Source organism: Bacillus sp. FSL K6-1005, from assembly GCF_038000225.1.
Classification (GTDB): Bacteria; Bacillota; Bacilli; order Bacillales; family Bacillaceae; genus Bacillus; species Bacillus mojavensis.
This window is the reverse complement of the sequence record NZ_JBBOBP010000001.1, coordinates 3508499-3535471: the sequence shown is the minus strand read 5'-3', so window position 1 is coordinate 3535471 and position 26973 is coordinate 3508499. Positions and strand designations below refer to the sequence as shown.

Genomic DNA, 26973 nt, shown 5'->3' with positions numbered 1-26973 from the left:
TTGAACTAAAGAGGCGTCCATAAATAATGGGTTCCCCTTAATACTATTGGAATTATCAACATCAAATTTAACAGAGCTAAAAATATCCATTCTCCTGTAATAAAAGAAAAGAAAACTGAAAAGGACGGTGTCTTCCTTCATTAACATAATTAAACATTATATTATTTTCCTTCTCCCTCTTTTAAGTAAATCGGCTAAGCTTTGTATTTATTTATAATTATTGTGGTAGCCGAAATGTAATTAAAACAAAAGAAAGAAGGTGATCCCATGCCCACTAACAGTAAACCCAATAGATTAATCGCTGAGAAGTCACCATATCTCCTTCAACATGCTCACAACCCTGTGGACTGGTTCCCGTGGGGAGAAGAAGCCTTCGAAAAAGCAAAACGTGAAAACAAGCCGGTTCTGGTCAGCATCGGTTATTCGACTTGCCATTGGTGGCATAGGATCTTTTTTATATTAAATGTACACAACAACTTCACCCAAATACAAAAATGAATGGGAACTATATACCAGTTGTTGTTTTTTTATTTACAGTCTAAACAAAGTAAAGAAAGTATTACTTGAATAACTTCTACTCTCCAAACGATAACCTTGGCTATTCAAAAGAACATTGTCATTTATGCACATCAGTAATTTATCATAGCTAGCCTTCAATTAAACGTTTTAACTTAAGTTCAGTTTCAGTATCCTCAACTGGGGTATAGACGCTGCATCTTAAATCAGTATCCCCATGCACTTGTAATGAAGTAAGATTAAACAACATTTTACCTACCTTAGCATGACGAAACTCAATTAATACTTCAGGAGCAGAGCTTATCTCATTTTCATTCCAAATTTTACGAAACTCAGGATATGCCTGTTCCATTTCTTGTATAAATTGCTCATACCAGTCATCAGCCACATACTGTCCATAATACGTTCTAAATATTGCAATATAACCTCTAACAAAATGCTCCCAATTCACTGCTAAACTTTTAAATTCCTTTCTTGCGAATAGTAAGCGTATTATATTCCTTTCTGCCGGGTTGATTTGTTCAAAATCCAAAAATACATTAGCTGCTGCTTGATTCCACCCAACAATCTGACTTCTTCTATCTGATATAATCGTTGGGCAATAACGAAGTTCCTGCAACATTTTTACTAAAGCTGGACTGATTTCCTTCTCCTTCTCATTTATAAAGGGTTGTTTCACTCCTTCCTCTAACGCTAGAGCATACAAATATCTCCTTTCATCGTTATTTAATTGTAATGCTCGAGAAATAGCATCTAATACCGAAGTAGATACTTTTATATCTCTGCCTTGTTCTAACCATGTATACCAAGTAAGACTTACACCGGCTAGTTGAGCCACTTCTTCTCTTCTTAGTCCTGGTGTTCTTCTGCGGGTTCCTACAGGTAAACCAACCATTTGGGGAGTGATTTTCGAACGTTGGTTCTTTAGAAATTCTGATAAAGCTTGAAGTCTTGTTTCAGGTTTCATTAAGATCTCCCTTTAAAATAGTATTAATTATACTAGGATAAACAACAACTTGTAATAGGATAACACAATAGCTAAAGTTAATAAAAACGAGGAGGGAATGATCATGAAAAGAGTTGTCATTACTGGAATGGGAGTTATTTCTCCACTAGGAAATGATGTAAACAGCTTTTGGAATCAACTAATTAAAGGACACTCGGGAATATCTCTCATTGATTCTTTTGATACTGCTGATTATAAAACAAAGATAGCCGGAATCGTTCGTGATTTCGATGCAGATGAAATATTGGGGAGAAAAGAAGCAAAACGATTAGATCGTTTTAGTCAGTTTGCCTTAGCAGCAGCCGAACAAGCATTAGAACATTCACAATTACAGTTAGATCATGTTGATCTTGAACGTTTAGGGGTATATGTTGGTTCAGGTATCGGAGGCATACAATCACTTGTTGATAATGTGAATGTATTAAATAAACGAGGTCCCGCGAGAGTAAGCCCCAGCCTTGTACCAATGATGATTTCAAATGCAGCTGCGGCCCAAATAAGCATAAGATTAGGAGCACAAGGACCATCATTATCACCAGTCACAGCCTGTTCAATCGGGAATACCTCTATTGGTGAAGCTTTCAATGCTATCCGAAATGATGAAGCAGATATTATATTTGCCGGTGGAGCAGAAGCTGCAATCACACAGATATCTTTGGCTAGTTTTGGAAACGCCCATGCACTATCTACAAGAAACCAAAATCCAAGTCGAGCCAGCCGTCCGTTCGATACAGATAGAGATGGCTTTGTTATGAGTGAAGGCGCAGGTATCTTAGTATTAGAATCATTAGAAAACGCTATTCTCAGAGATGCGCCGATATTATGTGAAGTAGTGGGGTACGGAGCTAGTTCAGATGCTCATCATATGGTAGCATCACACCCAGAAGGTAAGGGTGCCTACTTAGCCATGAAAAAAGCATTGAGAAGTGCAAATATATCAACAGGTGAAATTGATGTTATTAGTGCTCATGCAACAAGTACACAAGTAGGTGATCGTTCAGAAGTTCTAGCTATTAAGAGATTATTTGGTGAACATTCACGTGACATTCCAACAACTGCAAACAAGTCAATGACTGGGCACATGCTTGGTGCTGCTGGCGGAGTAGAAGCAATTGCTTTAGTGGAAAGTTTGAGACGAGGAATTATTCCACCAACTATTAATGTAGAGAAGCAAGATCCAGATTGCGACTTAGATGTTGTATCAGAAGCGAGACACCTTCCATTGAAATATGGGCTATCAAATTCTTTTGGTTTTGGAGGACATAATTCAGCAATTGTGTTAAAGCATTACGATTGAAGACCCATCTTTATAGTTCAAAAGTGAAATAATGAATCTATCAAGGGTTTATAGCCCTTGATTTTCATTATGGAATACCTCACAGACAAATGATGACGAGCCTTAACTTCTGGTATATTAAATAGAGGAAAGAGAATACTTAAAAAAACGATATCATTGGGAGTTGTAGCACCTTTTGCCAGCGCTTTAACTACAGACAAACTAGAGCTAAATAATCAAAGTTTTGAAGTTAAAGGGACTGTTTTTTCTCAAATGAAAAATGACGCAGGTACAGGCTTAGAGGAAAATGGGTCCATTAGATGAAGTACATGATACAGTAACAGACTATCTTGATAAGTATGTTTGGCATGCAGTTGCTAGTTCTATTGGATATATTGCACAAGGTGTTGTATATGCAATTCTCTAAAGAAAGTGTTGATTAATTTGAACAAAGAGTCATTTAAATTCATACTAATTTTATTTGCAGTTTTTGCTGTCATTCAGGTGACAAATGAAATTAACTTTACTAACTATTGGTTTATAGACAGAGTTATTCAATTTATAATTTGTATTATTGTTTTTTTAGTTTTGACTTATATATTCCCAGTTAAAAAAAACAAGTGAACTTAGGATAGAGCTCTATTTTTTATTTTGTAATACTTGTATTTAAAGTGAAATTATAGGCTATTCAACTCGGCATTGGTGGCAGGTTTATTAGAATAACCAATACATCATTCAGAGATCCAACTTATTTACTTTCACAAACCAATTCTATAAAATGGTTTTTTAGGGATATTATCTAAGCAAAAAAAGACAACGTATCGTTGTCTTTACTCATTATAATTATTTTTTTATAATATTATCTATATTACCAGTCTAGGTTATCCTTTGATAATATACCTTGTAGTCTAAATATGAGATTGATCGCTAAATCTATATCTAAATTGTCGTCTTTAAATTATATGAGAGTCTATTTATATCAGTTACTGTATTTATGTTAGTATGTTAATTTCCACCAAATCCTCTAACTTGTGAGTCTTTTTTATGTTCTGACATGCAGATGGGAGAAGAACTTGCCACTTACGTCTTGTTTTCCCCTCAATCGGCCGTAGCGAAACCCATGCTGCAAAGCTGCACTTTTGTCGAGATGTTCTCTCAGCCTGAGGGGCTAAAAGCCCCCGTTGTCTTATCTACCTTGCGCTTTCATAATATGCATAATTTCCAGCTTTGCCTTTAAAGAAAAATGTAGTACCAAACCGATCAAAACTATTTGCAAAAACGCCATTATCTGAATACATACATAATCTATTACTTGCGCCTTTAAATGGAGTTATAGAACAATCTACAATTGAAGTAGCCTTCGTACGCATATCCCCATCCGTTGAATCATTTGAAGCAAGAGCTTGTCCAGAAACAGGTAAAAGCAATCCTAAAGATAAAGCAACTCCAGTAATTGTCCTTCTCAATTTCATGTGAATCATCTCCATTCCCAAATTTTGTAATACATCTTAATTATAAGAGGAATAACTCTCCAGTAAAAGGGTCTTGGATACTGTATTTGTAATAAAAAGGAATTTAAGTAAATCAATACTCACCGTTTCACTTATTGATTCTATCATTTATAAAATAATTTACAGGATTTAGTTTGGTTTGAACGTAAAAGCAAATTGTCACGATTCTGAAATGAAGTGATACGAAGGAGTCAGAAGTGTTTTCTCTCATAGTATATATGTTTCTAACAAGCTAATTTAGTTTTGAAGAATCTCAATTATTATGGCATAAAAAAAGGGAGAGTGAGAAGGATGAAAAAGCTTTTTTCTAGCTTAATTGTATTGTTGGTTTTTTCTGTAGTGGTAACCCCGGCAACCACAAGTGTATATGCTGTATCAGCTAATAATGTTAGAAAAAATGCGCTAGGTGATAACGTATCGGGAAGCCGGAAAGTCAACGGACATATTTATGGTGACAAATTTTATACAGTCTCCGGTAAAAGCAAGACATTTAAAGGTGCACAGTTAAGATTTACGCCTCATGGAAGTGCTACTTATTCAGGAAACGGCGGGTTAGATTGGTAAAAGAATTATTTAACAGGCTCAATCATAGAGAGAGCCTCAGGCTGCCGAGAAAATCTCGGCAGCTTTTATTCCTTAAAATATCTATTCTCCTGTAATAAAATAAAAAAAAAGACTTAACAGGACGGCGTCTCCATCCATTAACATAATTAAACACTATACTATATTTCTATCTCACTCCTTTAAGTAAATCGGCTAATCTTTGTATTTATTCATAATTATTGTGGTAACCTAAAGGCAAATAAATAAAAAAAGAAAGAAGGTGATCCCATGCCCACTAACAATAAACCCAATAGATTAATCGCTGAGAAATCACCATACTTACTTCAACACGCCCACAACCCAGTTGACTGGTACCCCTGGGGAGAAGAAGCCTTCGAAAAAGCAAAACGGGAAAACAAGCCGGTTCTGGTCAGCATCGGTTATTCGACTTGCCATTGGTGCCACGTTATGGCTCATGAAAGCTTTGAGGACGAGGAAATTGCCCGCCTTCTTAACGAACGTTTTGTTGCAATTAAAGTGGATCGGGAAGAGCGCCCTGATGTTGATTCTGTTTATATGAGAATCTGCCAGCTGATGACCGGACAGGGCGGCTGGCCGCTGAATGTGTTTATCACGCCTGATCAGAAGCCGTTTTATGCGGGTACATATTTTCCGAAGACGAGTAAATATAATCGTCCGGGTTTTGTTGACGTGCTTGAGCATCTTTCAGAAACGTTTGAGAACGATCGTGAGCATGTCGAGGATATTGCAGAAAACGCCGCTAACCATTTACAGACAAAAACAGCAGCTAAAACAAGCGAGGGGTTGAGCGAATCAGCGATCCACCGGACATTCCAGCAGCTTGCCAATGGTTTCGATACAATCTACGGCGGCTTCGGACAGGCGCCGAAATTTCCTATGCCTCATATGCTCATGTATTTTCTTCGTTATTATCACACGACGGGGCAGGAAAACGCTTTGTACAACGTCACGAAAACACTGGACAGCATGGCAAATGGAGGCATCTATGACCATATCGGCTATGGGTTTGCCCGCTATTCGACCGATGATGAGTGGCTAGTCCCTCACTTTGAAAAAATGCTGTATGACAATGGGCTGCTGCTGACAGCTTATACTGAAGCTTATCAAGTTACGCAAAACAGCCGGTACAAAAACATTTGTGAGCAGATCATTACGTTCATTCAACGGGAAATGACCCATGAAGACGGAAGTTTTTTCTCCGCTTTAGACGCGGATACAGAAGGCGAAGAAGGAAAATACTACGTGTGGTCAAAAGAAGAGATCTTGAAGACGCTCGGAGAGGATCTCGGTACGCTGTATTGCAGCGTGTATGACATCACAGAAAAAGGCAACTTTGAGGGCAAAAACATTCCCAACCTTATTCATACCAAGCGGGAACAAATCAAAGCAGATGGCGGATTAACCGAAGAAGAGCTCAGCCGCAAGCTTGAAGATGCAAGACTAAAGCTGTTAAAGACACGTGAAGATAGAACGTATCCGCATGTCGATGATAAGGTGCTGACGTCATGGAACGCCCTGATGATTGCGGGTCTTGCTAAAGCGGCAAAGGTATTCCAGGAACCCCAATACCTCAGCTTGGCTGAAGACGCTATCACCTTTATTGAAAACAATGTAATCATCGACGGCCGGGTGATGGTTCGGTATCGTGACGGCGAAGTGAAAAACAAAGGATTTATCGACGATTATGCCTTTCTCTTATGGGCTTATCTCGACCTCTATGAAGCCTCGTTTGATCTATCATATTTAGAAAAAGCGAAGAAGCTGTCAGACGATATGATCGATTTGTTTTGGGACGAGGAGCATGGGGGATTCTACTTTACCGGACACGACGCAGAAGCGTTAATTGTCAGAGAAAAAGAAGTGTACGATGGCGCCGTGCCTTCAGGAAACAGCGTGGCAGCCGTTCAGCTCCTGCGCCTCGGGCAAGTCACAGGCGATTTGTCGCTGATTGAAAAAGCCGAAACGATGTTTTCCGTGTTCAAGCCTGAAATCGAGGCATACCCGAGCGGCCACTCTTTCTTTATGCAAAGTGTGTTAAAACATATGACGCCTAAAAAGGAAATTGTGATTTTTGGGCGCCCGGACGATCCAGACAGAAAACAAATTACAAGCGCGCTTCAACAGGCCTTTATTCCAAACGATTCCATCCTGGTGGCAGAGCATCCCGACCAGTGCAAAGGCATTGCACCGTTCGCGGCTGACTATCGCATCATAGACGATCAAACAACCGTGTATATTTGTGAAAATTTTGCCTGCCAGCAGCCGACAACAGACATCGAAGAAGCCTTACAAACATTAAAAAGCAGCAGGGATTAAACACCTTGCTGCTTTCTTTTTGATCTCTTATGGTATTGTACAACGATAAATGCAAATAAAAGATTAATGACAACCGTAAAGAAAGTCTCCCACATCGGATTTCCCCGTGTGATGGCAAATAATGAAGGAATATCTCCATATACACTGTTTTTTTCAGTCATAAATAGACATAAAAACATATTATTCGCGGCATGCACACCAAGTGAAATTTCAAGGCTGCCTGTTTTGACCGTATAATACGTTAAAAGAATCCCAATCGTTATATACTCAATGCCTGCCCAAAAAGCGCCATTATTCATTTCAGGATTGCCAAAGTGTACAGCCCCAAATAGACCGCCGACAATCAGCGTCAATACAAAAGGGTTCTTTATTACTTTTCCAAAAGCCTGCAATAAAAATCCCCTAAAAAACAGTTCTTCCGCAGAAGTCTGGAGCGGCACCAATAACAGAGATGCCACAAGCAGCCACAGAAAACGAGAGGCGTCAAAATCCTGAAAAGTGTATTTCGCCGGATGAATCGCATAATCAATCCCTTGAACCACAGCCATCAGCAAGAAATAAGCGATAAAGCCAAAGAAAATGCTGCGCCAGCTGATTTTTGCATGCGGTGTAATGACTGACCGAAACGGACGTTTCAGGATAAAGCGCACCGCCAGCCAAACCCCTGGGATTGCAAATACATAAACGATATGAGTTAAAAACAAATCAGCCAAAGAATCGGTTAACATACCTGTATCCACATCAAACGCGATATTTGGACTTAAAAGTGCAGTCAATAACATCATAAAGACATAAACAATGCTTCCAAAAAAGAATAAGCCAACCATCACCAAAAAGGAGAAAAAATATCTCCACAATGTATTGTTTCCTTCTAGAGGACGGATAAATGAATTCATTCCTTCTATGACTCTTCCTTTCAATGAGAATATTACTATATATTTGCATAATTTGGTCTATTAATCTACTGTTTTGGAAATCTTTTAAGCAAAATTAAGGCGAAAAGTGTGAATTTAGTTCTTCCATCTAGTGATTTGAACACTGTTCCCAATGATTCCAGGTACTTATAATAATGCCAAGAGGAGAATGTTCAGTCTTTCTCCCTCTATTAATAAAGGGGGTATTTTATGAATACGGGCGTCAAACCGAAACATACACATCCTTTTTCAAACGCGGCAAACCGTTTAGACCGCCTCCCGATTTCACGTGTCCATTTCCAAGTATTAACCGCTCTCGGCATTGTTTACTTCTTTGATCTTGCGGATTTATTTACCCTCAGCAATGTAGCGCCGGCGCTGATCGAGCATTGGGGCATCCAGCTTTCAACCATAGCCAATGTAACGGCTGCTTCGTTTCTAGGCATGTTTTTGGGAGCATCACTTGGGGGACGGCTTTCAGATCGAATCGGACGAAAAAAAGCCTTGAACCTATTTGTCTTCGTTTTTTCAATCGCATCGTTATGTAACGCCGCGGCTTGGGACATCCCATCCTTAATGGCGTTTCGTTTCCTCACTGGATTTGGCGTCGCAGCTGCCATGGTCATCACCAATAGCTATTTAGCAGAATTTTTCCCTTCAAGTGTTCGCGGAAAATATATTTCTTTCTGTGCCATGATCGGATTGATCGGCGTTCCGATCACCAATATCGTATCAGCCTTTGTCATTCCGCTCGGCTCTTGGGGATGGAGACTTGTCTTTGTATGGGGCGCTGTTGGTCTTATTTATTTTTTCTTTATTCGGCGGCTGGAGGAATCACCCCGCTGGCATGAAAATCGCGGTGAATATGAAAAAGCCGATGCCATCCTGAAAAGGATTGAAGCAAGCGTTGAAAAAGAAAAAGGCCCGCTTCCTGCTCCGGTGCCGCAGACCGCAAGCGGACAAGTACAACATGCGGGTTACGCAGGATTATTAAAGGGGAGAAACCTGAAAATAACCATTGTGTTATCCGCGGTATGGATTTTTGAAACCTTTGGATTCTATGGCTTTGCCTCTTGGGTCCCCAGCTTGCTAAAAAGCAACGGGGTCACAATGGAAAATACATTATGGTATAACGTATTGCACTCGGTCGGCGCTCCGCTCGGCGCGTTGCTGGGTTCAATGATTTCTGAAAAATTCCAGAGAAAATGGATATTGGCCGCCAGTGCGTTTCTGACTGCCATCGCAGGTCTTTTATATGGCATGACCTTCATTCCCATCATGATTATCGTGTTTGGTTTCATCGTTAATATTACGGAGCGGGTTTTCACATCAAACTTATATGCGTATACATCTGAGCCTTTCCCAACAGAGTATCGCTCGTCAGGCAGCGGTTTAGCCTATGGTCTCGGCCGCTTCTCGAACATCTTCGGATCATTGCTCGTCGGTTTTATCGCCGTTCAGCTCGGCTATGTCAGTGTCTTTTTCTTTATAGGCGGCTGCTGGCTCGCATGCTCCATTTTGTTAATCTGCTTTGGTCCCAATACGAATGCCAAGCAGATATAAAAAGTCAGTGCGGCGTTTAACCGCACTGATTTCAATTCAATTCCTTCAGCTTTCTCGCAGGGTTTCCTCCTACAACCGTATTCGCAGGCACATCCTTTGTCACTACGGAACCCGAAGCAATCACCGCGTTATCGCCGATCGTCACTCCCGGGTTTATCACTGCCCGCCCGCCAATCCAAACATTATCTCCAATTGTAACAGGCTTACCGAATTCCTTCCCTGACTTCCTAACAAGCGGGTCGAGAGGGTGACCAGCCGTGTAGATATGCACCCCTGGAGCAATCAAACAATCACATCCTATACGAACTTCACACACATCAAGAATGACACAGTCAAAATTAACAAATGTACGATCCCCCATATGAATGTGATAGCCGTAATCACAGCGGAATGTCGGCAAAATGGTGACTTGATCACCGATCGAACCAAGCAGATTTTTCAAAAGCTCCGTTCGCGCTGACTCGTCTTCTGGTGATTCGTTATATTGTTTAATCAGATTTCTCGCATGTTTACGCTCTAGTGATAATTCACGGTCTTCCGAGTTGTATAATTCTCCGGCTGCCATTTTTTCTTTTTCTGTCAGCATTCAATTCACTCCAAGATGTTAAATTGTAATCTCTATTAGATTTCCTTCCTCATCTTCAATTACACTTTCATAGTAGCCGTCCCCTGTCGTCCTTGGGCCGCTTATTACAGCGAATCCGTCCTGCTTTAACCTATCTGTCAGTTCATCAACATTCTTTTTGCTTCCAGTGGAAAAAGCGATATGCGCCCAGCCTGTCATCGTTTGTGACGGCTGATCAGTCACATCTCCTTTTTTCATGATTTCCAGCCTTGCTCCGGAATCAAACGTCATAAAATACGACTTAAAATCTTTCTTCTCATTATGATAAAGAGAATTGGCTTTGCCATTAAAATACGTTTCATAAAAAGCCTTCATTCGCTCTAAATCTCTGACCCAGATGGCCGTGTGCTCAATATGCATGTCTTCCTCCTCCTTTGTCTTTCAATGAAGTTATAAGGGATGAAATGCATTTCAGTTCAAGCTTTTTTTCATGAATTGATGCTGAATTTTTATATCTATGGGATGTTCCTGCAAAAATAACGAAAATGCTGCGGTGCCCAGCTGCTCAAGATTCAGGTCAAGCGATGGGAAACAGAGGGCACGGCTGATAGAGGAATGTCCTTCTCCAATGATCTCAACATCCCAGTCTTTCTTTTTGGCAAATACATAAATTCCCGCTGCCACTTCATCACTGTTTGCATAAATAGCTGTTGGAGCCCGGCCGCTTGTATAGAAATACGCACCCGCCTGCTCTCCGTCGTCCATATGATTGCAGCCGGTCAGCATATGGCGGTCCTCCAGGCTGCCATAGACGGCCTGATAAGCCGCTGCTTTATCCGCCGTACTCGGGCTCTTGTCGGCGCTTCTCACGCAAGTAAAAGCGATATTCTCATGTCCGCGATTCTTTAGATATCGAAAGCTTTCTATGTAGGCTGCTTTTCTGTCATTGTAAGCACAAGGAATATCCATGTCTCCAGTATCTTCACAAGCGATAATCGGTCCATATTCTTGATAGGCTATTATACTGTCCCAGTGATTGGCTCGTGATGTAATAATGAGGCCATCTATTTTTTTCATTCTTAACAGCTCTAAATATTTGATTTCAATGTCGGGGTTATAGTTGGTAGGGAGGAGGGTTGTTGCATATTCATGTCTAAATGCCGCCTTTGTGATGCCGTTTACGATTTTATCAAAGCAAGGGTGATCGCTGTAAGGCAGGATTACACCGATGGTTTGAGTCTTGCCGCGAATGAGATCGATCGCAGTTCGATTCGGTGTGTAGTCTAATTCCTCCATGACTTGATGCACCAGCTTCCTTTTTTCTTCAGACACATACGGATGATGATTCAGTACGCGTGACACAGTCGAAACAGATACATTCGCCAGCCTTGCAATCTCTTTTATGTTTGCCATCTCTTTCTCCTTTTTCATCATAAAAAAGCAGTAAGGATCAATCCTTACTGCTATCACATCATATATTGATCGTAAGTTCAACAGGACAATGGTCGGAGCCCAAGACTTGTGCTGATATCTTGGCATCTTCAATCTGCCCCTTAAGCCGCTCAGAAACAACAAAGTAATCCAGACGCCAGCCAATATTTCTGTCCCGGGCCCCCGCACGATACGACCACCAGGAATATGCACCTTCCAGATCAGGGTATAAATAACGGAATGAGTCGATAAAGCCGGCTTCCAAGAAACGAGTGAATGCTCCTCTTTCTTGATCAGAAAAACCCGCGTTATTCCGGTTTGCTTTTGGATTCTTCAAATCAATTTCCTGATGAGCCACATTTAAATCACCGCACAGGATAACGGGTTTTTTCTTGTCCAATTCGAGAATAAACGCTAATAAAGCCTCTTCCCACTGCAAACGGTAATCGATGCGTTCCAGTCCTCTTTTTGCATTAGGCGTGTAAACGGTCATCACATACATGTTTTCAAATTCCAGCGTAATCACTCTGCCCTCTTGATCATGCTCTTCTATTCCAATGCCATACATGACGTTCAGCGGCTTTTGTTTTGAAAAAACAGCCGTGCCGGAATATCCTTTTTTCTCTGCATAGTTCCAATATACGTGGTAGCCTTCTGGCTCAAGATCCACTTGGCCGTCCTGAATCTTTGTCTCCTGCAGACATACAATATCGGCATCCTCGTCTTTCAAGTAAGAGAGGAAATCCATTTTTCTCATGACAGCCCGCAGGCCATTCACATTCCAAGAAATGAGCTTCATTTTTTATCCCCCTATAAAAAAGAGCAAGAACCCGAAGGTCCTTGCTCTTTACGTATCAGCTTACTCACCAGTTACGTATGGAAGTAAAGCCATTTGACGAGCGCGTTTGATCGCTGCAGTCAATTTACGTTGGTATTTAGCGTTTGTTCCAGTTACACGACGTGGTAAAATTTTACCGCGCTCAGAAACAAACTTTCTAAGAAGATCTACATCTTTGTAGTCGATGTGCGTGATGCCGTTAGAAGTGAAATAACACACTTTACGGCGCTTCGCACGACCGCCTCTGCGTCCTCCTGCCATTGTCATTTCCCTCCTTTCTTTGTCAATTTAGCGATATTCTCATTAGAATGGAAGATCATCATCCGAGATGTCAATCGGCTTGCCGTCGTTGGCAAATGGGTCATCATTAAAGCTGTTCCCCTGATTGCGTCTCTGGTTGTTTTGATTTCCCCCGAATGGATTATCATTTTGGCCTCCGCCAAAGTACTGGCCTCCGCCGCTGTTTCCTTCGTTGTATCCACCTGAACCAGAACCGCCGCCGTTTTTCGGCTCAAGAAATTGAACACTTTCAGCTTGGACCTCGGTCACGAAGACACGCTGCCCTTGCTGGTTTTCATAGTTTCTTGTTTGTAAACGGCCATCTACGCCTGCAAGGCTTCCTTTTTTCAGGAAGTTAGCAACGTTTTCGGCTTGTCTTCTCCAAGTGACACAATTAATGAAATCGGCCTCACGTTCTCCAGACTGGTTCGTAAATGTACGATTCACAGCAAGAGTAAACGTGGCAACAGCCGCACCGTTTGGCGTATAACGAAGCTCTGGGTCTTTTGTCAGTCTTCCGACTAATACAACTCGGTTAAGCATAAGAAAGACCACCTTTTACCATTATATTTCAAAATTGCTTATTCTTCTTCTTTAACAACAATGTGGCGAATGATATCGTCACTGATCTTAGCTAGACGGTCAAATTCTTGAACTGCCGCAGCATCAGCTTGAACGTTTACGATTTGGTAGAAACCGTCGCGGAAATCGTTGATTTCGTAAGCAAGACGACGTTTACCCCAATCCTTTGTTCCAGTGATCTCCGCACCGTTAGAAGTCAGAACGTTGCTGAAACGCTCGATAACTGCTTTTTTAGACTCATCGTCAATGTTTGGGCGGATAATGTACATAACTTCGTACTTTCTCATCTGTTTGCACCTCCTTTTGGACTAAGCGGCCCGTAATGGGCAAGGAGCAATAATTCTATTACTCACAATTTTATATTATACCAAAGCTCTTGTCCCTTTACAACTGCATCCTATACATTAAATCGGAAATGAATTACATCTCCGTCTTTTACCACGTAATCTTTACCTTCAAGACGGACTTTTCCGGCTTCCTTCGCTCCTGCCATGCCGCCGCCCGCAAGAAGATCCTCATAGGCAACCGTTTCAGCGCGAATGAAACCGCGCTCAAAGTCACTATGAATAATTCCAGCGCATTCAGGGGCCTTCATGCCTTTTTTGAATGTCCAAGCTCTGACTTCCTGTTCACCGGCTGTGAAATATGTTGCCAGCCCAAGCAGGGAGTAAGATGCTTTAATTAGCTGATCAAGACCTGACTCTTCAATACCCAGCTCTTCAAGGAACATTTGCTTTTCATCGCCTTCAAGCTCAGCGATTTCGGATTCAATCTTCGCACAAACGACGATGACTTCTGCGTTTTCGCCGGCAGCGTATTCACGAATCTTCGCTATATATTCATTGCCAGACGGATCAGCCACTTCATCTTCACTTACGTTCGCAACATACAAAATAGGCTTTGACGTCAGCAAATGAAGCTGCTTTACAAGCTTTTGCTGCTCTTCAGTAAACTCAACAGAACGAGCAGGCTTTTCATTCTCAAACGCTTCTTTCAGTTTAGACAAAATGTCAAACTCAAACACAGCCTCTTTATCTTTTTGCTTTGCAAGCTTGCTGACACGTGTAATCCGCTTTTCAACTGTTTCCATATCAGCGAGAATCAGCTCAAGATTGATCGTTTCGATATCATCAATCGGATCAACTTTACCGGAAACGTGTGTAATATTATCATCAGAAAAAGCACGGACAACGTGGCAGATTGCGTCAACTTGGCGAATATGAGAAAGGAATTTGTTACCGAGACCTTCTCCTTTTGACGCACCTTTTACGATTCCTGCAATATCAGTGAATTCAAAAGCAGTCGGCACAGTCTTCTTTGGTTGGACAAGCTCAGTCAGCTTTTGCAGACGATCGTCCGGTACTTCTACAATTCCCACGTTCGGATCAATTGTACAGAACGGGTAGTTGGCTGATTCGGCACCGGCCTGTGTAATTGCGTTAAATAATGTTGATTTCCCGACGTTCGGCAAACCGACAATTCCAGCTGTTAAAGCCATTCTTTCATCTCCTCTATATAAAACCGTATTGCATTAACGTATTTTGAACCTAGAGCAATTATAAGGAGGTTCACTGGAAAAGACAAGCTGACAAAAAAGCATCTTCAGCCTGCTGAACCCTCTCATTATGCTTTTTTCAAGCCCACTAAACAGTCAAAAAGCGTACTTCCCATTCCATTATCAGAATTTGTATCATTTGTCAGCGTATTGACGGAGCCGCCAAAAGCCGCCCACATGCCTTCATCTATATTTATCGTCTTCGGATGAGCCTGTTTCATCACTTTAACTTTGCCATTCAAAAGGCCCCGATCATTGAAAATGACAACCTCGTCTCCATCCTGAAGATTCTGCTCAGCTGCTATGTCTGAAGAAATATCGACCTGTATGTGCTGAAGCTTCTCGATGAACGGAATATGCTGTGAATGATTAGAGCGCTGCGGATGAATGGACAAAAGCGTGTAAGGGTATTTTTCGGCAAGTTCTTCGTTATGGTAAACAGACTCCTCAGGGACTTCCAATTGAAGTGCACCGCTAAATCCTTTTTCTTCAGCTAAAGACGAGGTAAACTCAAATTTTCCGCTTGGCGTCAGAAACGTAAAGTCATCCCACGGCACCTGTTTAACCGGAAGCGGGAGATGGCCTTTTTCTTTTAGGCGCTCAAGCGTTACACCGTCTGCCTCCAATGAAGAAAGCCCCATCTCCAGAAGTTCTTCAGTACTGTGTTCAAAAAGCTCTCCAAACCCAAGGCGTTTTGCAAGCTCTGCCCATATCCATCTGTCCGGCTTCGCTTCGCCCTGCGGTTCCACCAGCTTCTTCCCATACTGAACATAATGATGGTACATACTAGAATAGTAAATATCCTCTTCTTCAAAAACAGTGGCAGTCGGCAAAACATAGTCGCACAGCTGTGCCGTATCGGTCATGATGGAATCAATCGCTACGGTCACCGGAACCTTTTCAAATGCTTTTCTTACTTTATTTGTATTTGGCACCTGAGTCAGCGGGTTCCCGCATGTCACGATAATCATCTCGATCGCAGGATCAGCAGCGGTTAAAACCTCTTCAGCCTGTGTCATCATTGAAAAAGAACGTGATGTCGTTTTTAATTCCGGCATTGTCAGCTTGGTTTTTGCAAAGCTTTCACCAATCTGGACATTGCCAAAATTTGCGCCGCCGCCTTTAATACCAACGTTTCCGCTTGCCGCAACAAGCGCATCAATCCAGCGAATCGTCCCGCCGCCATTTTTGTACCGCTGCATACCAAGCCCCATAAAAGTAGACACAGGGCCATCGGCATACAGACCAGCAAGAAACTCCAGCTCCTCCATCGTTGTCTCTGTTTTCTCAGTAAATTCTTCTAAAGAAACGGTACTCAAAAGCTCTTTTACATCATCAAACCCGACAGAATGCTGAGAAATAAAATCCTCATCCGTTCTTCCCGTCTCGATCAGAACCTTCAAAACAGCCGCGGCAAGCCAGCCATCCATTCCCGGCTTTACAGAAATATAACGGTCAGCCAGTTTTGCAGTCGGATTAAAAATCGGATCAATAACCGTCAGTGTTGCGCCCTTTTTCTTTACCTGCTGCAAATGGTGATAAAGGTGCATATTTGTCCTTGATACATTTCTGCCCCACACAACGACGTGTTTGCTGTTGTAAATATCAAGCGGCCCGTGCCCATACGACCGGCCGAAATCCCAGCTTTGCGCCTCTATACCAGAGCCCCAGCAAATGCTTCCGACGATCTCTGTCACACCGCCATACGCATTAAAAAAACGCTGATCTAGCGCTTTTAACAAACCGTTATTGGCGTAATCATGGCTGTGCAAAACTGCTGTTGTTTCTGACGTCTCCTTAATGTCCCGAAGTTTATCGGCAATTTCATCAAGAGCCTGCTTCCAGGAAATCCGCACAAACTCGCCATTTTGTTTCTTCATCGGATAGCGAAGCCGATCAGGCGAGTTTGTTTTCGTCTCTAGCATTCTGCCGCGGCCGCAGATTTTTCCTTCTGTAATCGGATGGTTTGGATCTCCGTCCACTTTTGTTACCTTTCCGTCATCAACAGTCACCACAAAACCGCAGCTGTCCCAGCAATTCAGAGGGCATGCTGACTGATGCACTTTGCTCATCGCCGTCTTCTCCTTACCTTCTATATGAAAAAGCATGAGTGTCAGCCTTTTTATGAAGTAGGCTCCTCATGCTTGACCAGTACTTTTTTTACTTTTCTTTCAAATTCTTTTCTCGGAATCATCACACTGTGAGAGCAACCCTCACACTTAATCCGAATATCCATTCCCATACGTATGATTTTCCATCTGTTTGCTCCGCATGGGTGCGGTTTCTTCATTTCTACAATATCTTTCAGGCCAAAGTCTTTATCCGCCAAGACCCTTCACCTCTCTTCATAAACTGCTGAATCTATTGTACAAAAAAACTGATCACTAGAGCAATCATCATACCCAAAAAGAAGAACATCCTCTTATTTCCATTTACTTAAAATAGGATATAACAGCAAACAAACTAATAGATAAAGATTCAGCATTCCATAAATGGGATACAGAAAAGCGATTAAATCGGAAAAACCGAAAGAAGTAAAAGGCACCATCAACACTAACAGAATCAATACAATCATCCATCTCGGCATGTGAAGAAATGCCATGAGCCGACTGGACAATCCGAATAAACCAGCCACTGTCGTCGTATATATCGCAAGGCACAACACCGCAGTCATACATAAAAAAAGAAAATAAGGGGCGCCTTCCAGAACGGCAAACAGCGGAATTTCAAATTGAGAAAGGGAGCCCGCCAGCTCCACTAATGTTTCATTATAAACAAAAGAGATCACGCCAAAAATAAGACCGCTGGCCACACTGGCGATTTTAGCTTCCCCCAGCCCTTTCATTTCTTTCCCGACAGATGATAGTATCGCGACCACCGAAAGAATATTTAAAGAAGTAAACGTAATGCTGGCAGGCCAGTTATACTGCCGGCTCAAATCTATCGTCCACGTATGGTGATGAGTGCTCTGAAATGAAAATAACGCGTACAGCAGACCCGCTACTAAAATAGGAATTAAAATGGCATTCACAGATAAAATCCCATTCACATCCCAAAAAAACAAACAAACCGTCACGATGCACAGCAGCGCAATCCCCCACCAAAAAGGGAGCTTGTACATCTGCAGCGTCACTCCGCCTCCTGCGATCATCACCATGGTTGTAGAAAATAAATAAAAGACAATGAGAATATCATAAATTTTCGCCAGCCACGGTCCCATTAAATGTTCAAGAACCGGCAGAAAGTGAGTGGATTGAACCTTAAAACTGATTTTCATCACAATATAAGACGAGAAAATGAACATTACTGTAAACAGCACAATAGCCAGTCCGCTTTCTGCGCCAAAAAACTGCCATATCTCCTGACCGCTTGCATATCCGGCGCCGATCAGACTGCCCAATATAAGGAGCATCCACCTCATTCCGGCTCTCCACAACATTATCACCTCATAGGTACAGAGTTCAGCTTGTTTCCGTTATTGTTACTATATAAAACGCTAATAACAAAAATGCCTATTTTCATAGAAAAACAAAAAATAATGTCTGGAGTAAAATTATCATACAAAATACACGTAAAAAAAGCCGCCTAAACAGGCAGTCAAAACACAGAATTCCATCCTCCACTTTCTTCACCAAGCCATCCTGATACTTCCTAAAATAAATATTCGACAGGCTCAATGCCAAAAATTCAAAAATTCCGTTATCAGAAGTCAATTTCAATCCTTCGATCATTGTAAACTTCATTAGGCGTTCCGTATTCAAATGATTGCTTCATTACCAGAACCATAACCAAATTAGACAGCAGACCAAATCTTGCGTCATCTGAAGCGCTGCGACACAATACTTGTAAACAACCTCTATCATCTCCTCTCTGTATTCAAAAATCCGTAAACAGACACAAAGCATAAAAAACCTAACTGCTGGATATAATGTAAACAACCTTACATACCAAAAAAACACATCCCTAGCAATTCCGATACCTAACAAGGAAGTGAAACCTATGAATCGAAAAGGCGGGCTTTTTTCTTCTCAGGAACGAGTAAAGCAATATGTTTCACATACAGATACAGCTGCAGCAAAACAAATACAAACGATTCTTTCTTCATCCTTACGTAAAGCTGCCGGCAGGCCAATTGTTGTGGTTTGTATCGGAACAGACCGTTCAACTGGTGACTCATTAGGCCCGCTCGTAGGAATGAAACTCAAACAGATGCAGCTCACCAGATTCCACGTCTACGGCACCCTGTCTGATCCCGTGCATGCTGTAAACATGAAGGACAAATTAATGGAAATTCACAAATTACATAAAAACCCATTCATTATAGCGGTGGATGCATGCTTAGGGCGTGTGAAAAGCGTAGGTTCATTCCAAATCGGAGAGGGCCCTTTAAAGCCTGGGGCCGGTGTACAGAAGGATCTTCCTGAGGTAGGAGATCTCCATGTGAACGGAATTGTAAATGTGAGCGGTTTCATGGAGTACTTTGTTTTACAAAATACAAGGCTTCACTTGGTCATGAGTATGGCAAATGTTCTTGCTGAGGGACTGAGTTTAACAGATCGAACAGAGTGGAGGCAGGAACGGCTTAGTCCGCTGCAAAGACTCACAGGACGATTATAAAACAAAAAACCATCTTCAATAGAGATGGTTTTCTTTCATTACGACTCTCGTTCTGATAAAAGCTCTAAGATCCGTTCAAGATCCTCGTTGGAGAAAAACTCAATTTCGATTTTACCTTTTTTCTTTTGTCTCTTAATATTTACTGTTGTACCAAAATAATTTTGGAGATACGATTCCCGTTCTTTGATAACCGCATCCTTCACAGGTTCTTTTTTCTTTGTTTCACGTGGAACATTCTCATTTAATTGCTGAATCAGCTGCTCAAGCTGACGAACGTTAAGCTGTTCTGCAATCACTTTTTGCACAAGCGGTTCAAGCTTGTTTTTATTTTTCAAACCAAGAAGTGTGCGGCCATGCCCCATAGAGAGCGTGCCTTCCGCAATCAGCTGCTGAATGTTCTCAGGCAGTGTCAGCAATCTTAAATGGTTGGCAATATGCGGCCTGCTTTTTCCTAGACGTTTTGCAAGCTGCTCTTGCGTAACATCTAAGTGCTTAAGCAAAGAGTCATAAGCCTGAGCCTCTTCCAGCGGTGATAAATCCTCACGCTGAAGGTTTTCCAGTAAAGCAATTTCTCTCATTAACGCCTCTGATAATTCACGGACAATCGCTGGAACAGTTTCTAATCCTGCAAGCTTTGCCGCCCGAAAGCGCCGTTCACCCGCAACGATATCATAGCCTTTTAAAGATTTTCTGACGATAAGCGGCTGGAGAATGCCATGCTGCAGCACAGATTCCTTTAGCTCAGCTAGCGCTTCGTTGTCAAAGTGTTTTCTTGGCTGATAAGGATTAGGGCGTAAATCGGTAACTTTGATTTCCTCAACTGTCTCTTCAGACAAATCCACCTGATTAAACAACGCATTAATCCCTTTTCCAAGGCCTTTAGCCATTCGCAGCCACTTCCTTTGCTAAATCTAAATATACTTCCGCTCCTCTTGATCGCGGATCGTATAAAATGATGGGTTTACCGTGACTCGGTGCCTCGCTCAAACGGACATTACGCGGAATAACAGTCTGATATACTTTATCTCTAAAGTATTTTTTTACCTCTTCAATCACTTGAATGCCGAGATTTGTCCGGGCATCAAGCATCGTCAACAATACGCCTTCAATCATTAAATCAGTATTCAAATGCTTTTGTACTAGACGTACTGTATTTAATAATTGACTCAGTCCCTCTAAGGCATAGTATTCGCACTGTACAGGTATGACAACTGAATCTGAAGCAGTCAACGCGTTAATTGTCAGCAATCCCAATGACGGAGGACAATCAATAATAATATAATCATAATTCTGCTTCACTGCTTCAAGCGCTCTCTTAAGTCTTACTTCTCTTGAAATTGTCGGAACCAGCTCGATCTCAGCTCCTGCAAGCTGTATCGTCGCAGGAATCACATCCAAATTCTCTACTGAAGTTGCTTTAATAATATCTATTACATCTGCATCATCTACTAAAATATCGTACACACACTGATCTACATCGGCTTTTTCAATCCCCAATCCGCTCGTTGCATTCCCTTGCGGATCAATATCTACCAGCAGAACCCTTTTCCCTATGTAAGCTAAGCATGCTCCAAGGTTGACAGACGTCGTTGTTTTTCCGACTCCGCCTTTTTGGTTCGTAATTGCTATGATTTTTCCCACGATGTCACCTACTTTCACATGAACATGTACTGTCATGTTTCTATTTTATCAAAAAAAGATTAAAGCGTTTCACTTTTTTCATCATTTTGTCTTTTATCAGAAGGGAATATTTGAAAATTCAATCAGCGCTTTATTGCTTTCTCTTATAAATTCTAATCCTTATATGTTTTTTTGACTTAAAAAAGGGATTTTAAATAGAAAAAAAGAAGAAGTTACAATACAGAAAGTACAAACAGGACGGTGATCATATGGTTTACAAAACAAAAAGAGATGCACCCGTTTCTCTTATGATTGTGTTTCTCATATTACTGATACAAGCAGATGCCATAGTTCCTTTTGTGCTGGGAAATATGAGGATATCCGGCTCGATCATTTTTGTTCTTCTGACTCTCTTAAATGTGCTCATCATTTGGAGTTTCATTGATCTGAAATATGTATTGAAGGAGCACCGTTTGATCATTAAAGCCGGATTGATCAAACATCAAATTCCTTATGAAAAAATCGACAAAGTGATTCAAAAAAAGAAGCTGTGGTCAGGTTTTCGGCTTATTGGCTCACGACATGCGATTACAATTTATTATCGGGGAGGCTGGGGACATGCAGTCATTTCTCCAAAAGACACGGAAGAATTTATCCAGCAGCTCAAAGAAAAGAATTCTAATATAATAATCGCAACTAAAAGTGATTAATTTCCTTTTAGCGAAAAAGCTCTCCTGGACAGCAGGAGAGCTTTTATTTTGGTATGCGAATCGTCAGTTGAATATATTCTTCAAATTCTTCTTCTTCCGTATTCAATTTTACACCGCTGTCTTCAACCATTGACAGTGACTGGCGAATTGTGTTCATTGCAATTCTAGTATCCCTGCTGAACGCTTTGCGTCTAGGCTTTGGTTTTCTCTGGCCTTGCTCCAGCATTTTAACCACGCGGTCTTCTGTCTGCTTTACATTTAAGCTTTTCTCAATTATCTCTGTGAGCAGTGTGACTTGGAGCTCAGGCTGTTTCAGGGGAATCAGCGCTCTGGCATGACGCTCAGTGATTTTCTTCTCCATGATTGCGTCTTGAACCGGCTGAGGCAGCTTTAATAGCCGCAGTTTATTCGCAATCGTTGACTGTCCTTTTCCTAAACGCTGCGCCAGTGCTTCCTGTGTTAAATCATGAAGCTCAAGGAGCCTTGCGTAGGCATGCGCTTCCTCAATCGAAGACAATTCCTCCCGCTGCAAATTTTCAATTAACGCCACAGAAGCGGTTTCCGTGTCGGAAAAATCCTTAATAATGGCCGGAATCTTTTCCCACTCGAGCGATTGCACCGCTCTCCAGCGTCTTTCACCTGCAATGAGTTCGTATTGGCCTTCTTCTTCTGTATGCCTGACAACAATCGGCTGAATAATGCCGTGTGTATGAATGGTCATTGCTAACTCTTTGATTTTTTCATCTGAGAAAATGGTGCGTGGCTGAAAACGGTTGGGAACGATAGCATTTACCGGTATTTCAAGAATCTCTTCTTTGTTTGTCTCATGTTCAGCAATCTCCGGTTCCTGTTCCTTCTCACCAAGCCCGAAGAAACGAGAGAATGAATGCTTCATGTACCTACACCACCTTTAAAAACTGCCATTTTTATAATTCTATTTTCTCATGGTTTTTCCTGCTGTACCGTCATTAATTTTGAAGAAAATATGATGGTATTGTCATATCAGGCTGTCTAAATTACCCTTCAATTGGCGATTTATTAGGAGTTCCCGGTTTTCTTGGATACTTCTTAGGTGTATTTTTAATCTTGCGTATCACCATAATATTACGATCGCTTTCTTCAATAGGCAGCTTAAAGGAATAGGTATTCTCCAGTTCTCCTCCAAGCGTTGTGATTGCTTTCTTCCCCGCATTTAATTCTTCTTCAGCAGATGCGGCTTTTAAAGCAACAAATAAACCGTTTTTCTTCACCAGAGGCAGACAAAGCTCGCTTAAAACAGATAGTCTCGCAACCGCTCGCGCTGTCACGATATCATAGCTTTCCCGTATGTCCTTCCGTTGCCCGAATGTTTCAGCTCTATCATGGCAAAATGTCGTATTCTCCAATTGTAAAGCTTCAGACAGCTTTTCCAAAAATGTTATTCGTTTGTTTAATGAATCTACAATTGTGACATGAAGGTGCGGAAAACATATTTTAATCGGCAGACTCGGAAAACCCGCTCCCGCTCCGACATCACAAATCGTGTTCACCTGATTGAAGTCGACATAAAATGCAGCTGTAATGGAATCATAAAAATGCTTCAGATACACTTCTTTTTTCTCTGTAATCGAAGTCAGATTGATTTTTTCATTCCACTCAACCAGCATATCGTAATACAGCTCAAATTGCTCCAGCTGACGAGGAGAAAGGGAGATCCCTTTTTCCGCCAGTCCAGAAGTGAATTCTTCAATATTCATGCCGTCATCCTTTCTACTCGGCTATCTTCGCAATGCGGCCCTGCTCTAAATATACCAATAGAATTGAAATGTCTGCCGGGTTCACACCAGAAATACGGGAAGCTTGGGCAACAGACAAAGGCCGTACGTTTTTCAGCTTTTGACGAGCCTCAGTTGCAATCCCCTTAATTGCGTCATAATCAATTCGATCAGGAATTTTTTTGTTTTCCATCTTCTTCAGTTTTTCCACCTGCTGAAGGGATTTTTCAATATACCCTTCATATTTCACTTGAATTTCTACTTGTTCTGCCACTTCTTGCGGAACCGGCACTTCTGGCGGCGCAAGTTTAGTCACAGTTTCATAGTTCATTTCAGGACGTTTCATCAAGTCTGTGCCGCGTACTCCATCTTTCAATTCGCTTCCGCCAAGAGAACGGATATATTCTTGATTTTCTGGAGACGGCTTGATAATCACAGAATGCAGACGTTTTTTCTCCGCTTCGATGGCCGCTTTTTTCTTTTCAAAAGCCGCAAATCGCTCATCAGAAATTAATCCGATACGGTGGCCGATTTCTGTCAGACGCAGATCTGCATTGTCATGGCGAAGAAGCAATCTGTATTCAGCACGAGATGTCAAAAGACGGTATGGCTCATTTGTTCCTTTTGTCACAAGGTCATCAATGAGAACACCAATGTAGGCGTCAGAACGGCTTAGAATCACTTCTTCTTTTCCAAGCGCTTTTCGCCCTGCATTGATTCCCGCCATAATGCCTTGTCCCGCGGCTTCTTCATAACCGGATGTTCCATTAATTTGGCCGGCAGTGTAGAGATTTGTAATTTTTTTCGTTTCAAGCGTTGGCCATAGCTGAGTCGGTACAATCGCGTCGTACTCAATCGCATAGCCGGCTCTCATCATTTGAACGTTTTCCAGACCCGGAATCGTTGCAAGCATTCTTTGCTGCACGTCCTCTGGAAGACTAGTAGACAAACCTTGAACATAAACTTCCTGCGTATTTCTGCCTTCTGGCTCAAGGAAAATTTGATGACGCGGTTTATCATTAAAACGAACAACTTTATCTTCAATTGATGGGCAGTATCTCGGACCTGTACCTTTGATCATACCGGAATACATCGGTGAACGGTGCAGGTTGCTGTCGATAATTTCATGTGTCTCAGGGCTCGTATATGTCAGCCAGCAAGGAAGCTGATCTGTAATATATTCAACCGTTTCATATGAGAAAGCGCGAGGCACTTCGTCACCAGGCTGAATCTCTGTTTTGCTGTAATCAATCGTGTCGCTTTTGACGCGAGGCGGCGTACCTGTTTTAAAACGAACAAGGTCGAAGCCCAGTTCTTCCAAATGCTCAGAAAGCTTAATAGAAGGCTGCTGGTTGTTCGGACCGCTTGAGTAAGAAAGATCACCGAGAATGATACGCCCTCTCAAATATGTTCCAGTCGTCATGACAACAGCTTTCGCGCGGTAATGCGCACCGGTTTGTGTAATGACACCGCGGCACTCGCCGTCTTCAACGATCAGCCGCTCCACAATTCCTTGCAGCAGCGTTAAGTTTGGTTCTTTTTCAAGCGTATTTTTCATTTCGTGCTGATATTGGAATTTGTCTGCTTGGGCACGCAATGCACGGACCGCAGGACCTTTTCCAGTATTCAGCATTCTCATTTGAATATGCGTTTTATCGATGTTTCTGCCCATTTCTCCACCAAGCGCGTCAATTTCGCGGACGACAATCCCTTTTGCAGGGCCGCCGACAGACGGATTACATGGCATAAACGCAACCATATCTAAGTTGATGGTCAAGACAAGCGTTTTGGCGCCTTGGCGTGCTGATGCGAGGGCAGCCTCAACACCGGCATGCCCGGCGCCAATCACAATCACATCGTATTGGCCTGCTTCATACCCCATGATTCTAATTCCTCCTTTTATTATTTTCCTAAACAGAACTGTGAAAAGAGCTGATCAATTAAGCTTTCGTGGACAGCGTCTCCAATGATTTCGCCCAGAAGCTCCCAGCATCTTGTTAGATCAATCTGCACCATATCGATCGGGACATCCTGTTCGATGCCGCTAAGCGCGTCTTCAATGGCGCGTTTTGCTTCCTGTAAAATTGATATATGGCGTGTGTTGCTGACATACGTTAAATCTCCGCTTTCAATAGCACCTGTAAAGAACAGCGATTGAATCGCTTCCTCCAAATCATTAACGCCTTCTTCTTTTAGAAGGGAGGTCGTTACAACAGGACGTCCATTGGCCAGCTCACGTACACGTTCTATGTCAATTTTCGCCTCGAGGTCAGTCTTATTCATAATAACGATGACGTCCATTCCCTTAACGGCTTCAAAAAGCTTCACGTCTTCTTCAGAAAGCTCTTCACTATAATTGAGCACAAGTAAAATCAGGTCTGCTTCCTTCAAAACCTGACGAGAGCGTTCAACACCTATTCGTTCAACAATATCCTCTGTTTCACGAATACCTGCAGTATCAACAAGACGAAGCGGAACACCTCTCACATTCACGTATTCCTCAATCACATCCCTTGTCGTACCCGGAATATCGGTAACAATGGCTTTTGCCTCGTGAACCAGGCTGTTCAGAAGAGAAGACTTCCCGACATTCGGACGGCCGATAATGACAGTGGAAAGACCTTCCCGTAAAATTTTGCCTTGCTCAGACGTTCTAAGCAGCGCCTCAATTTCTTTTTTAACGGAGCTTGCCTTTTCAACTAAAAGCTGATGTGTCATTTCTTCTACATCATCATACTCCGGATAATCTATATTTACCTCAACATGGGCCAGCGTTTCTAAAATATCATCGCGCAAACGGCGCACCAAAGCAGAGAGACGCCCTTCCATTTGATTCAAAGCGACGTTCATTGCCCGATCCGTTTTCGCTCTGATTAAGTCCATTACCGCTTCCGCCTGTGAAAGGTCGATTCGGCCATTTAAAAATGCGCGTTTCGTAAATTCACCAGGCTCCGCCAGTCTCGCTCCCTCTCTTAAGGCGAGTTGGAGCACTTGGTTTACTGTCACAATTCCCCCGTGGCAGTTTATTTCTATGACATCTTCACGTGTAAAAGTTCTCGGTGCTTTTAACACCGATACCATTACTTCCTCCACGACCCGATCGGTACGTTTGTCTACGATATGGCCGTAATGAATCGTGTGTGATTCGACCGAACTGATCGTTTTCCCTTTCGGCCCTTTATAAATCCTGTCGGCAATCTGGATTGCTTCCGGTCCGCTCAGCCGTACAATAGCAATCGCACCCTCACCCATCGGTGTAGAAATGGCCGCAATTGTATCCATGTTGTTCACCTCTCTTTTCTATACTCTCATTCATCTATATAAAAAAATATTTT

Annotated in this window: 27 protein-coding genes; 7 read left to right on the top strand and 20 right to left on the bottom strand. The window is 42.1% G+C overall.

Features of this window, described 5'->3' with window-relative positions:
- The first annotated feature begins 267 nt into the window (after positions 1 to 267).
- Positions 268 to 498: a DUF255 domain-containing protein gene (locus NST16_RS18280; protein ID WP_340887860.1), complete on the top strand. Its 231-nt coding sequence runs from the start codon at positions 268 to 270 to the stop codon at positions 496 to 498.
- 148 nt (positions 499 to 646) lie between these two features.
- Here NST16_RS18280 and NST16_RS18275 read toward each other — a convergent pair whose 3' ends face one another.
- On the bottom strand, positions 647 to 1483 hold the full coding sequence (locus tag NST16_RS18275) for a helix-turn-helix transcriptional regulator (protein ID WP_010332646.1): 837 nt from the start codon (positions 1481 to 1483) through the stop codon (positions 647 to 649).
- Between the two features lie 103 nt (positions 1484 to 1586).
- Between NST16_RS18275 and fabF the strand changes: the two genes are divergently transcribed.
- Positions 1587 to 2819: a beta-ketoacyl-ACP synthase II gene (gene fabF / locus NST16_RS18270; protein ID WP_340887857.1), complete on the top strand. Its 1233-nt coding sequence runs from the start codon at positions 1587 to 1589 to the stop codon at positions 2817 to 2819.
- Between the two features lie 1169 nt (positions 2820 to 3988).
- On the opposite strand, the gene NST16_RS18265 is transcribed toward fabF, so the two are convergent.
- Positions 3989 to 4270, bottom strand: a complete 282-nt coding sequence (locus NST16_RS18265) for an LCI fold-containing protein (protein ID WP_010332648.1) — start codon at positions 4268 to 4270, stop codon at positions 3989 to 3991.
- A 330-nt stretch (positions 4271 to 4600) separates the two neighbouring features.
- Here NST16_RS18265 and NST16_RS18260 point away from each other — a divergent pair, with 330 nt between their 5' ends.
- The gene (locus NST16_RS18260) at positions 4601 to 4873 is read left to right on the top strand and encodes a hypothetical protein (RefSeq protein WP_340887855.1); all 273 of its coding nucleotides are present in this window, start codon (positions 4601 to 4603) and stop codon (positions 4871 to 4873) included.
- A gap of 267 nt (positions 4874 to 5140) precedes the next feature.
- Complete coding sequence (locus NST16_RS18255) at positions 5141 to 7210, top strand: thioredoxin domain-containing protein (protein ID WP_340887852.1); 2070 nt, start codon at positions 5141 to 5143, stop codon at positions 7208 to 7210.
- On the opposite strand, the gene NST16_RS18250 is transcribed toward NST16_RS18255, so the two are convergent.
- Positions 7207 to 8106, bottom strand: a complete 900-nt coding sequence (locus NST16_RS18250; protein WP_340887849.1) for a CPBP family intramembrane glutamic endopeptidase — start codon at positions 8104 to 8106, stop codon at positions 7207 to 7209. The two genes, NST16_RS18255 and NST16_RS18250, sit on opposite strands and share 4 nt — an antisense overlap.
- A 228-nt stretch (positions 8107 to 8334) precedes the next feature.
- On the opposite strand from NST16_RS18250, the gene NST16_RS18245 reads away from it, so the two are divergent.
- Entirely contained in the window at positions 8335 to 9687 is a 1353-nt protein-coding gene (locus NST16_RS18245) for an MFS transporter (RefSeq protein WP_326330133.1), read from the top strand.
- A gap of 31 nt (positions 9688 to 9718) precedes the next feature.
- Here NST16_RS18245 and NST16_RS18240 read toward each other — a convergent pair whose 3' ends face one another.
- From NST16_RS18240 to NST16_RS18190, 11 genes are all read right to left on the bottom strand, one after another.
- Complete coding sequence (locus NST16_RS18240; RefSeq protein ID WP_326334073.1) at positions 9719 to 10273, bottom strand: maltose acetyltransferase domain-containing protein; 555 nt, start codon at positions 10271 to 10273, stop codon at positions 9719 to 9721.
- 18 nt (positions 10274 to 10291) lie between these two features.
- A complete protein-coding gene (locus NST16_RS18235; protein WP_340887845.1) occupies positions 10292 to 10672 on the bottom strand; it encodes a VOC family protein in 381 nt (126 codons plus the stop codon).
- A gap of 51 nt (positions 10673 to 10723) precedes the next feature.
- Entirely contained in the window at positions 10724 to 11665 is a 942-nt protein-coding gene (locus NST16_RS18230) for a LacI family DNA-binding transcriptional regulator (RefSeq protein ID WP_168749316.1), read from the bottom strand.
- A gap of 58 nt (positions 11666 to 11723) precedes the next feature.
- Positions 11724 to 12482 (bottom strand): exodeoxyribonuclease III, encoded by a 759-nt coding sequence (gene xth, locus NST16_RS18225; protein ID WP_010332655.1) that lies wholly within the window; start codon positions 12480 to 12482, stop codon positions 11724 to 11726.
- 60 nt (positions 12483 to 12542) lie between these two features.
- On the bottom strand, positions 12543 to 12782 hold the full coding sequence (rpsR, locus tag NST16_RS18220) for a 30S ribosomal protein S18 (protein WP_010332656.1): 240 nt from the start codon (positions 12780 to 12782) through the stop codon (positions 12543 to 12545).
- A 42-nt stretch (positions 12783 to 12824) separates the two neighbouring features.
- Positions 12825 to 13343, bottom strand: a complete 519-nt coding sequence (gene ssbA, locus NST16_RS18215; protein WP_003219228.1) for a single-stranded DNA-binding protein SsbA — start codon at positions 13341 to 13343, stop codon at positions 12825 to 12827.
- Between the two features lie 38 nt (positions 13344 to 13381).
- Complete coding sequence (gene rpsF / locus NST16_RS18210) at positions 13382 to 13669, bottom strand: 30S ribosomal protein S6 (RefSeq protein WP_010332658.1); 288 nt, start codon at positions 13667 to 13669, stop codon at positions 13382 to 13384.
- A gap of 110 nt (positions 13670 to 13779) precedes the next feature.
- Positions 13780 to 14880, bottom strand: a complete 1101-nt coding sequence (gene ychF / locus NST16_RS18205; RefSeq protein ID WP_340887840.1) for a redox-regulated ATPase YchF — start codon at positions 14878 to 14880, stop codon at positions 13780 to 13782.
- A 125-nt stretch (positions 14881 to 15005) separates the two neighbouring features.
- Positions 15006 to 17009 (bottom strand): molybdopterin-dependent oxidoreductase, encoded by a 2004-nt coding sequence (locus NST16_RS18200; protein WP_340887839.1) that lies wholly within the window; start codon positions 17007 to 17009, stop codon positions 15006 to 15008.
- Between the two features lie 50 nt (positions 17010 to 17059).
- Positions 17060 to 17266: a DUF951 domain-containing protein gene (locus tag NST16_RS18195; RefSeq protein ID WP_010332661.1), complete on the bottom strand. Its 207-nt coding sequence runs from the start codon at positions 17264 to 17266 to the stop codon at positions 17060 to 17062.
- A 93-nt stretch (positions 17267 to 17359) separates the two neighbouring features.
- Positions 17360 to 18376, bottom strand: a complete 1017-nt coding sequence (locus tag NST16_RS18190; RefSeq protein WP_032731139.1) for a YkvI family membrane protein — start codon at positions 18374 to 18376, stop codon at positions 17360 to 17362.
- A gap of 560 nt (positions 18377 to 18936) precedes the next feature.
- Here NST16_RS18190 and yyaC point away from each other — a divergent pair.
- A complete protein-coding gene (gene yyaC, locus NST16_RS18185) occupies positions 18937 to 19554 on the top strand; it encodes a spore protease YyaC (protein WP_010332663.1) in 618 nt (205 codons plus the stop codon).
- A 38-nt stretch (positions 19555 to 19592) separates the two neighbouring features.
- On the opposite strand, the gene spo0J is transcribed toward yyaC, so the two are convergent.
- Together spo0J and soj are read right to left on the bottom strand one after the other, a co-directional pair.
- Positions 19593 to 20441: a stage 0 sporulation protein Spo0J gene (gene spo0J, locus NST16_RS18180; protein ID WP_010332664.1), complete on the bottom strand. Its 849-nt coding sequence runs from the start codon at positions 20439 to 20441 to the stop codon at positions 19593 to 19595.
- Positions 20434 to 21195 carry a sporulation initiation inhibitor protein Soj gene (soj, locus tag NST16_RS18175; protein WP_010332665.1) on the bottom strand — a complete coding sequence of 254 codons (762 nt, stop codon included), beginning with the start codon at positions 21193 to 21195 and terminating at the stop codon, positions 20434 to 20436. The genes spo0J and soj overlap by 8 nt, the downstream gene beginning before the upstream one ends.
- 248 nt (positions 21196 to 21443) lie before the next feature.
- Between soj and NST16_RS18170 the strand changes: the two genes are divergently transcribed.
- Positions 21444 to 21884 (top strand): PH domain-containing protein, encoded by a 441-nt coding sequence (locus NST16_RS18170; protein ID WP_340887836.1) that lies wholly within the window; start codon positions 21444 to 21446, stop codon positions 21882 to 21884.
- Positions 21885 to 21927: 43 nt separating this feature from the next.
- On the opposite strand, the gene noc is transcribed toward NST16_RS18170, so the two are convergent.
- The 4 genes from noc to mnmE form a co-directional block, all read right to left on the bottom strand.
- Complete coding sequence (noc, locus tag NST16_RS18165; protein WP_003219249.1) at positions 21928 to 22779, bottom strand: nucleoid occlusion protein; 852 nt, start codon at positions 22777 to 22779, stop codon at positions 21928 to 21930.
- Positions 22780 to 22900: 121 nt separating this feature from the next.
- Positions 22901 to 23620 carry a 16S rRNA (guanine(527)-N(7))-methyltransferase RsmG gene (gene rsmG / locus NST16_RS18160; protein WP_010332667.1) on the bottom strand — a complete coding sequence of 240 codons (720 nt, stop codon included), beginning with the start codon at positions 23618 to 23620 and terminating at the stop codon, positions 22901 to 22903.
- Positions 23621 to 23633: 13 nt separating this feature from the next.
- Positions 23634 to 25520 (bottom strand): tRNA uridine-5-carboxymethylaminomethyl(34) synthesis enzyme MnmG, encoded by a 1887-nt coding sequence (gene mnmG, locus NST16_RS18155; protein ID WP_010332668.1) that lies wholly within the window; start codon positions 25518 to 25520, stop codon positions 23634 to 23636.
- Between the two features lie 20 nt (positions 25521 to 25540).
- Positions 25541 to 26920 (bottom strand): tRNA uridine-5-carboxymethylaminomethyl(34) synthesis GTPase MnmE, encoded by a 1380-nt coding sequence (gene mnmE, locus NST16_RS18150; RefSeq protein ID WP_026014643.1) that lies wholly within the window; start codon positions 26918 to 26920, stop codon positions 25541 to 25543.
- Positions 26921 to 26973 lie beyond the last annotated feature (53 nt).

Excerpts from the sequence above, each read along its gene's own strand:
- NST16_RS18280 (WP_340887860.1), top strand. The coding sequence starts at position 268 with ATGCCCACTAACAGTAAACCCAATAGATTAATCGCTGAGAAGTCACCA.
- NST16_RS18275 (WP_010332646.1), bottom strand. The coding sequence starts at position 1,483 with ATGAAACCTGAAACAAGACTTCAAGCTTTATCAGAATTTCTAAAGAAC.
- fabF (WP_340887857.1), top strand. The coding sequence starts at position 1,587 with ATGAAAAGAGTTGTCATTACTGGAATGGGAGTTATTTCTCCACTAGGA.
- NST16_RS18265 (WP_010332648.1), bottom strand. The coding sequence starts at position 4,270 with ATGAAATTGAGAAGGACAATTACTGGAGTTGCTTTATCTTTAGGATTG.
- NST16_RS18260 (WP_340887855.1), top strand. The coding sequence starts at position 4,601 with ATGAAAAAGCTTTTTTCTAGCTTAATTGTATTGTTGGTTTTTTCTGTA.
- NST16_RS18255 (WP_340887852.1), top strand. The coding sequence starts at position 5,141 with ATGCCCACTAACAATAAACCCAATAGATTAATCGCTGAGAAATCACCA.
- NST16_RS18250 (WP_340887849.1), bottom strand. The coding sequence starts at position 8,106 with ATGAATTCATTTATCCGTCCTCTAGAAGGAAACAATACATTGTGGAGA.
- NST16_RS18245 (WP_326330133.1), top strand. The coding sequence starts at position 8,335 with ATGAATACGGGCGTCAAACCGAAACATACACATCCTTTTTCAAACGCG.
- NST16_RS18240 (WP_326334073.1), bottom strand. The coding sequence starts at position 10,273 with ATGCTGACAGAAAAAGAAAAAATGGCAGCCGGAGAATTATACAACTCG.
- NST16_RS18235 (WP_340887845.1), bottom strand. The coding sequence starts at position 10,672 with ATGCATATTGAGCACACGGCCATCTGGGTCAGAGATTTAGAGCGAATG.
- NST16_RS18230 (WP_168749316.1), bottom strand. The coding sequence starts at position 11,665 with ATGGCAAACATAAAAGAGATTGCAAGGCTGGCGAATGTATCTGTTTCG.
- xth (WP_010332655.1), bottom strand. The coding sequence starts at position 12,482 with ATGAAGCTCATTTCTTGGAATGTGAATGGCCTGCGGGCTGTCATGAGA.
- rpsR (WP_010332656.1), bottom strand. The coding sequence starts at position 12,782 with ATGGCAGGAGGACGCAGAGGCGGTCGTGCGAAGCGCCGTAAAGTGTGT.
- ssbA (WP_003219228.1), bottom strand. The coding sequence starts at position 13,343 with ATGCTTAACCGAGTTGTATTAGTCGGAAGACTGACAAAAGACCCAGAG.
- rpsF (WP_010332658.1), bottom strand. The coding sequence starts at position 13,669 with ATGAGAAAGTACGAAGTTATGTACATTATCCGCCCAAACATTGACGAT.
- ychF (WP_340887840.1), bottom strand. The coding sequence starts at position 14,880 with ATGGCTTTAACAGCTGGAATTGTCGGTTTGCCGAACGTCGGGAAATCA.
- NST16_RS18200 (WP_340887839.1), bottom strand. The coding sequence starts at position 17,009 with ATGAGCAAAGTGCATCAGTCAGCATGCCCTCTGAATTGCTGGGACAGC.
- NST16_RS18190 (WP_032731139.1), bottom strand. The coding sequence starts at position 18,376 with ATGTTGTGGAGAGCCGGAATGAGGTGGATGCTCCTTATATTGGGCAGT.
- yyaC (WP_010332663.1), top strand. The coding sequence starts at position 18,937 with ATGAATCGAAAAGGCGGGCTTTTTTCTTCTCAGGAACGAGTAAAGCAA.
- spo0J (WP_010332664.1), bottom strand. The coding sequence starts at position 20,441 with ATGGCTAAAGGCCTTGGAAAAGGGATTAATGCGTTGTTTAATCAGGTG.
- NST16_RS18170 (WP_340887836.1), top strand. The coding sequence starts at position 21,444 with ATGGTTTACAAAACAAAAAGAGATGCACCCGTTTCTCTTATGATTGTG.
- noc (WP_003219249.1), bottom strand. The coding sequence starts at position 22,779 with ATGAAGCATTCATTCTCTCGTTTCTTCGGGCTTGGTGAGAAGGAACAG.
- rsmG (WP_010332667.1), bottom strand. The coding sequence starts at position 23,620 with ATGAATATTGAAGAATTCACTTCTGGACTGGCGGAAAAAGGGATCTCC.
- mnmG (WP_010332668.1), bottom strand. The coding sequence starts at position 25,520 with ATGGGGTATGAAGCAGGCCAATACGATGTGATTGTGATTGGCGCCGGG.
- mnmE (WP_026014643.1), bottom strand. The coding sequence starts at position 26,920 with ATGGATACAATTGCGGCCATTTCTACACCGATGGGTGAGGGTGCGATT.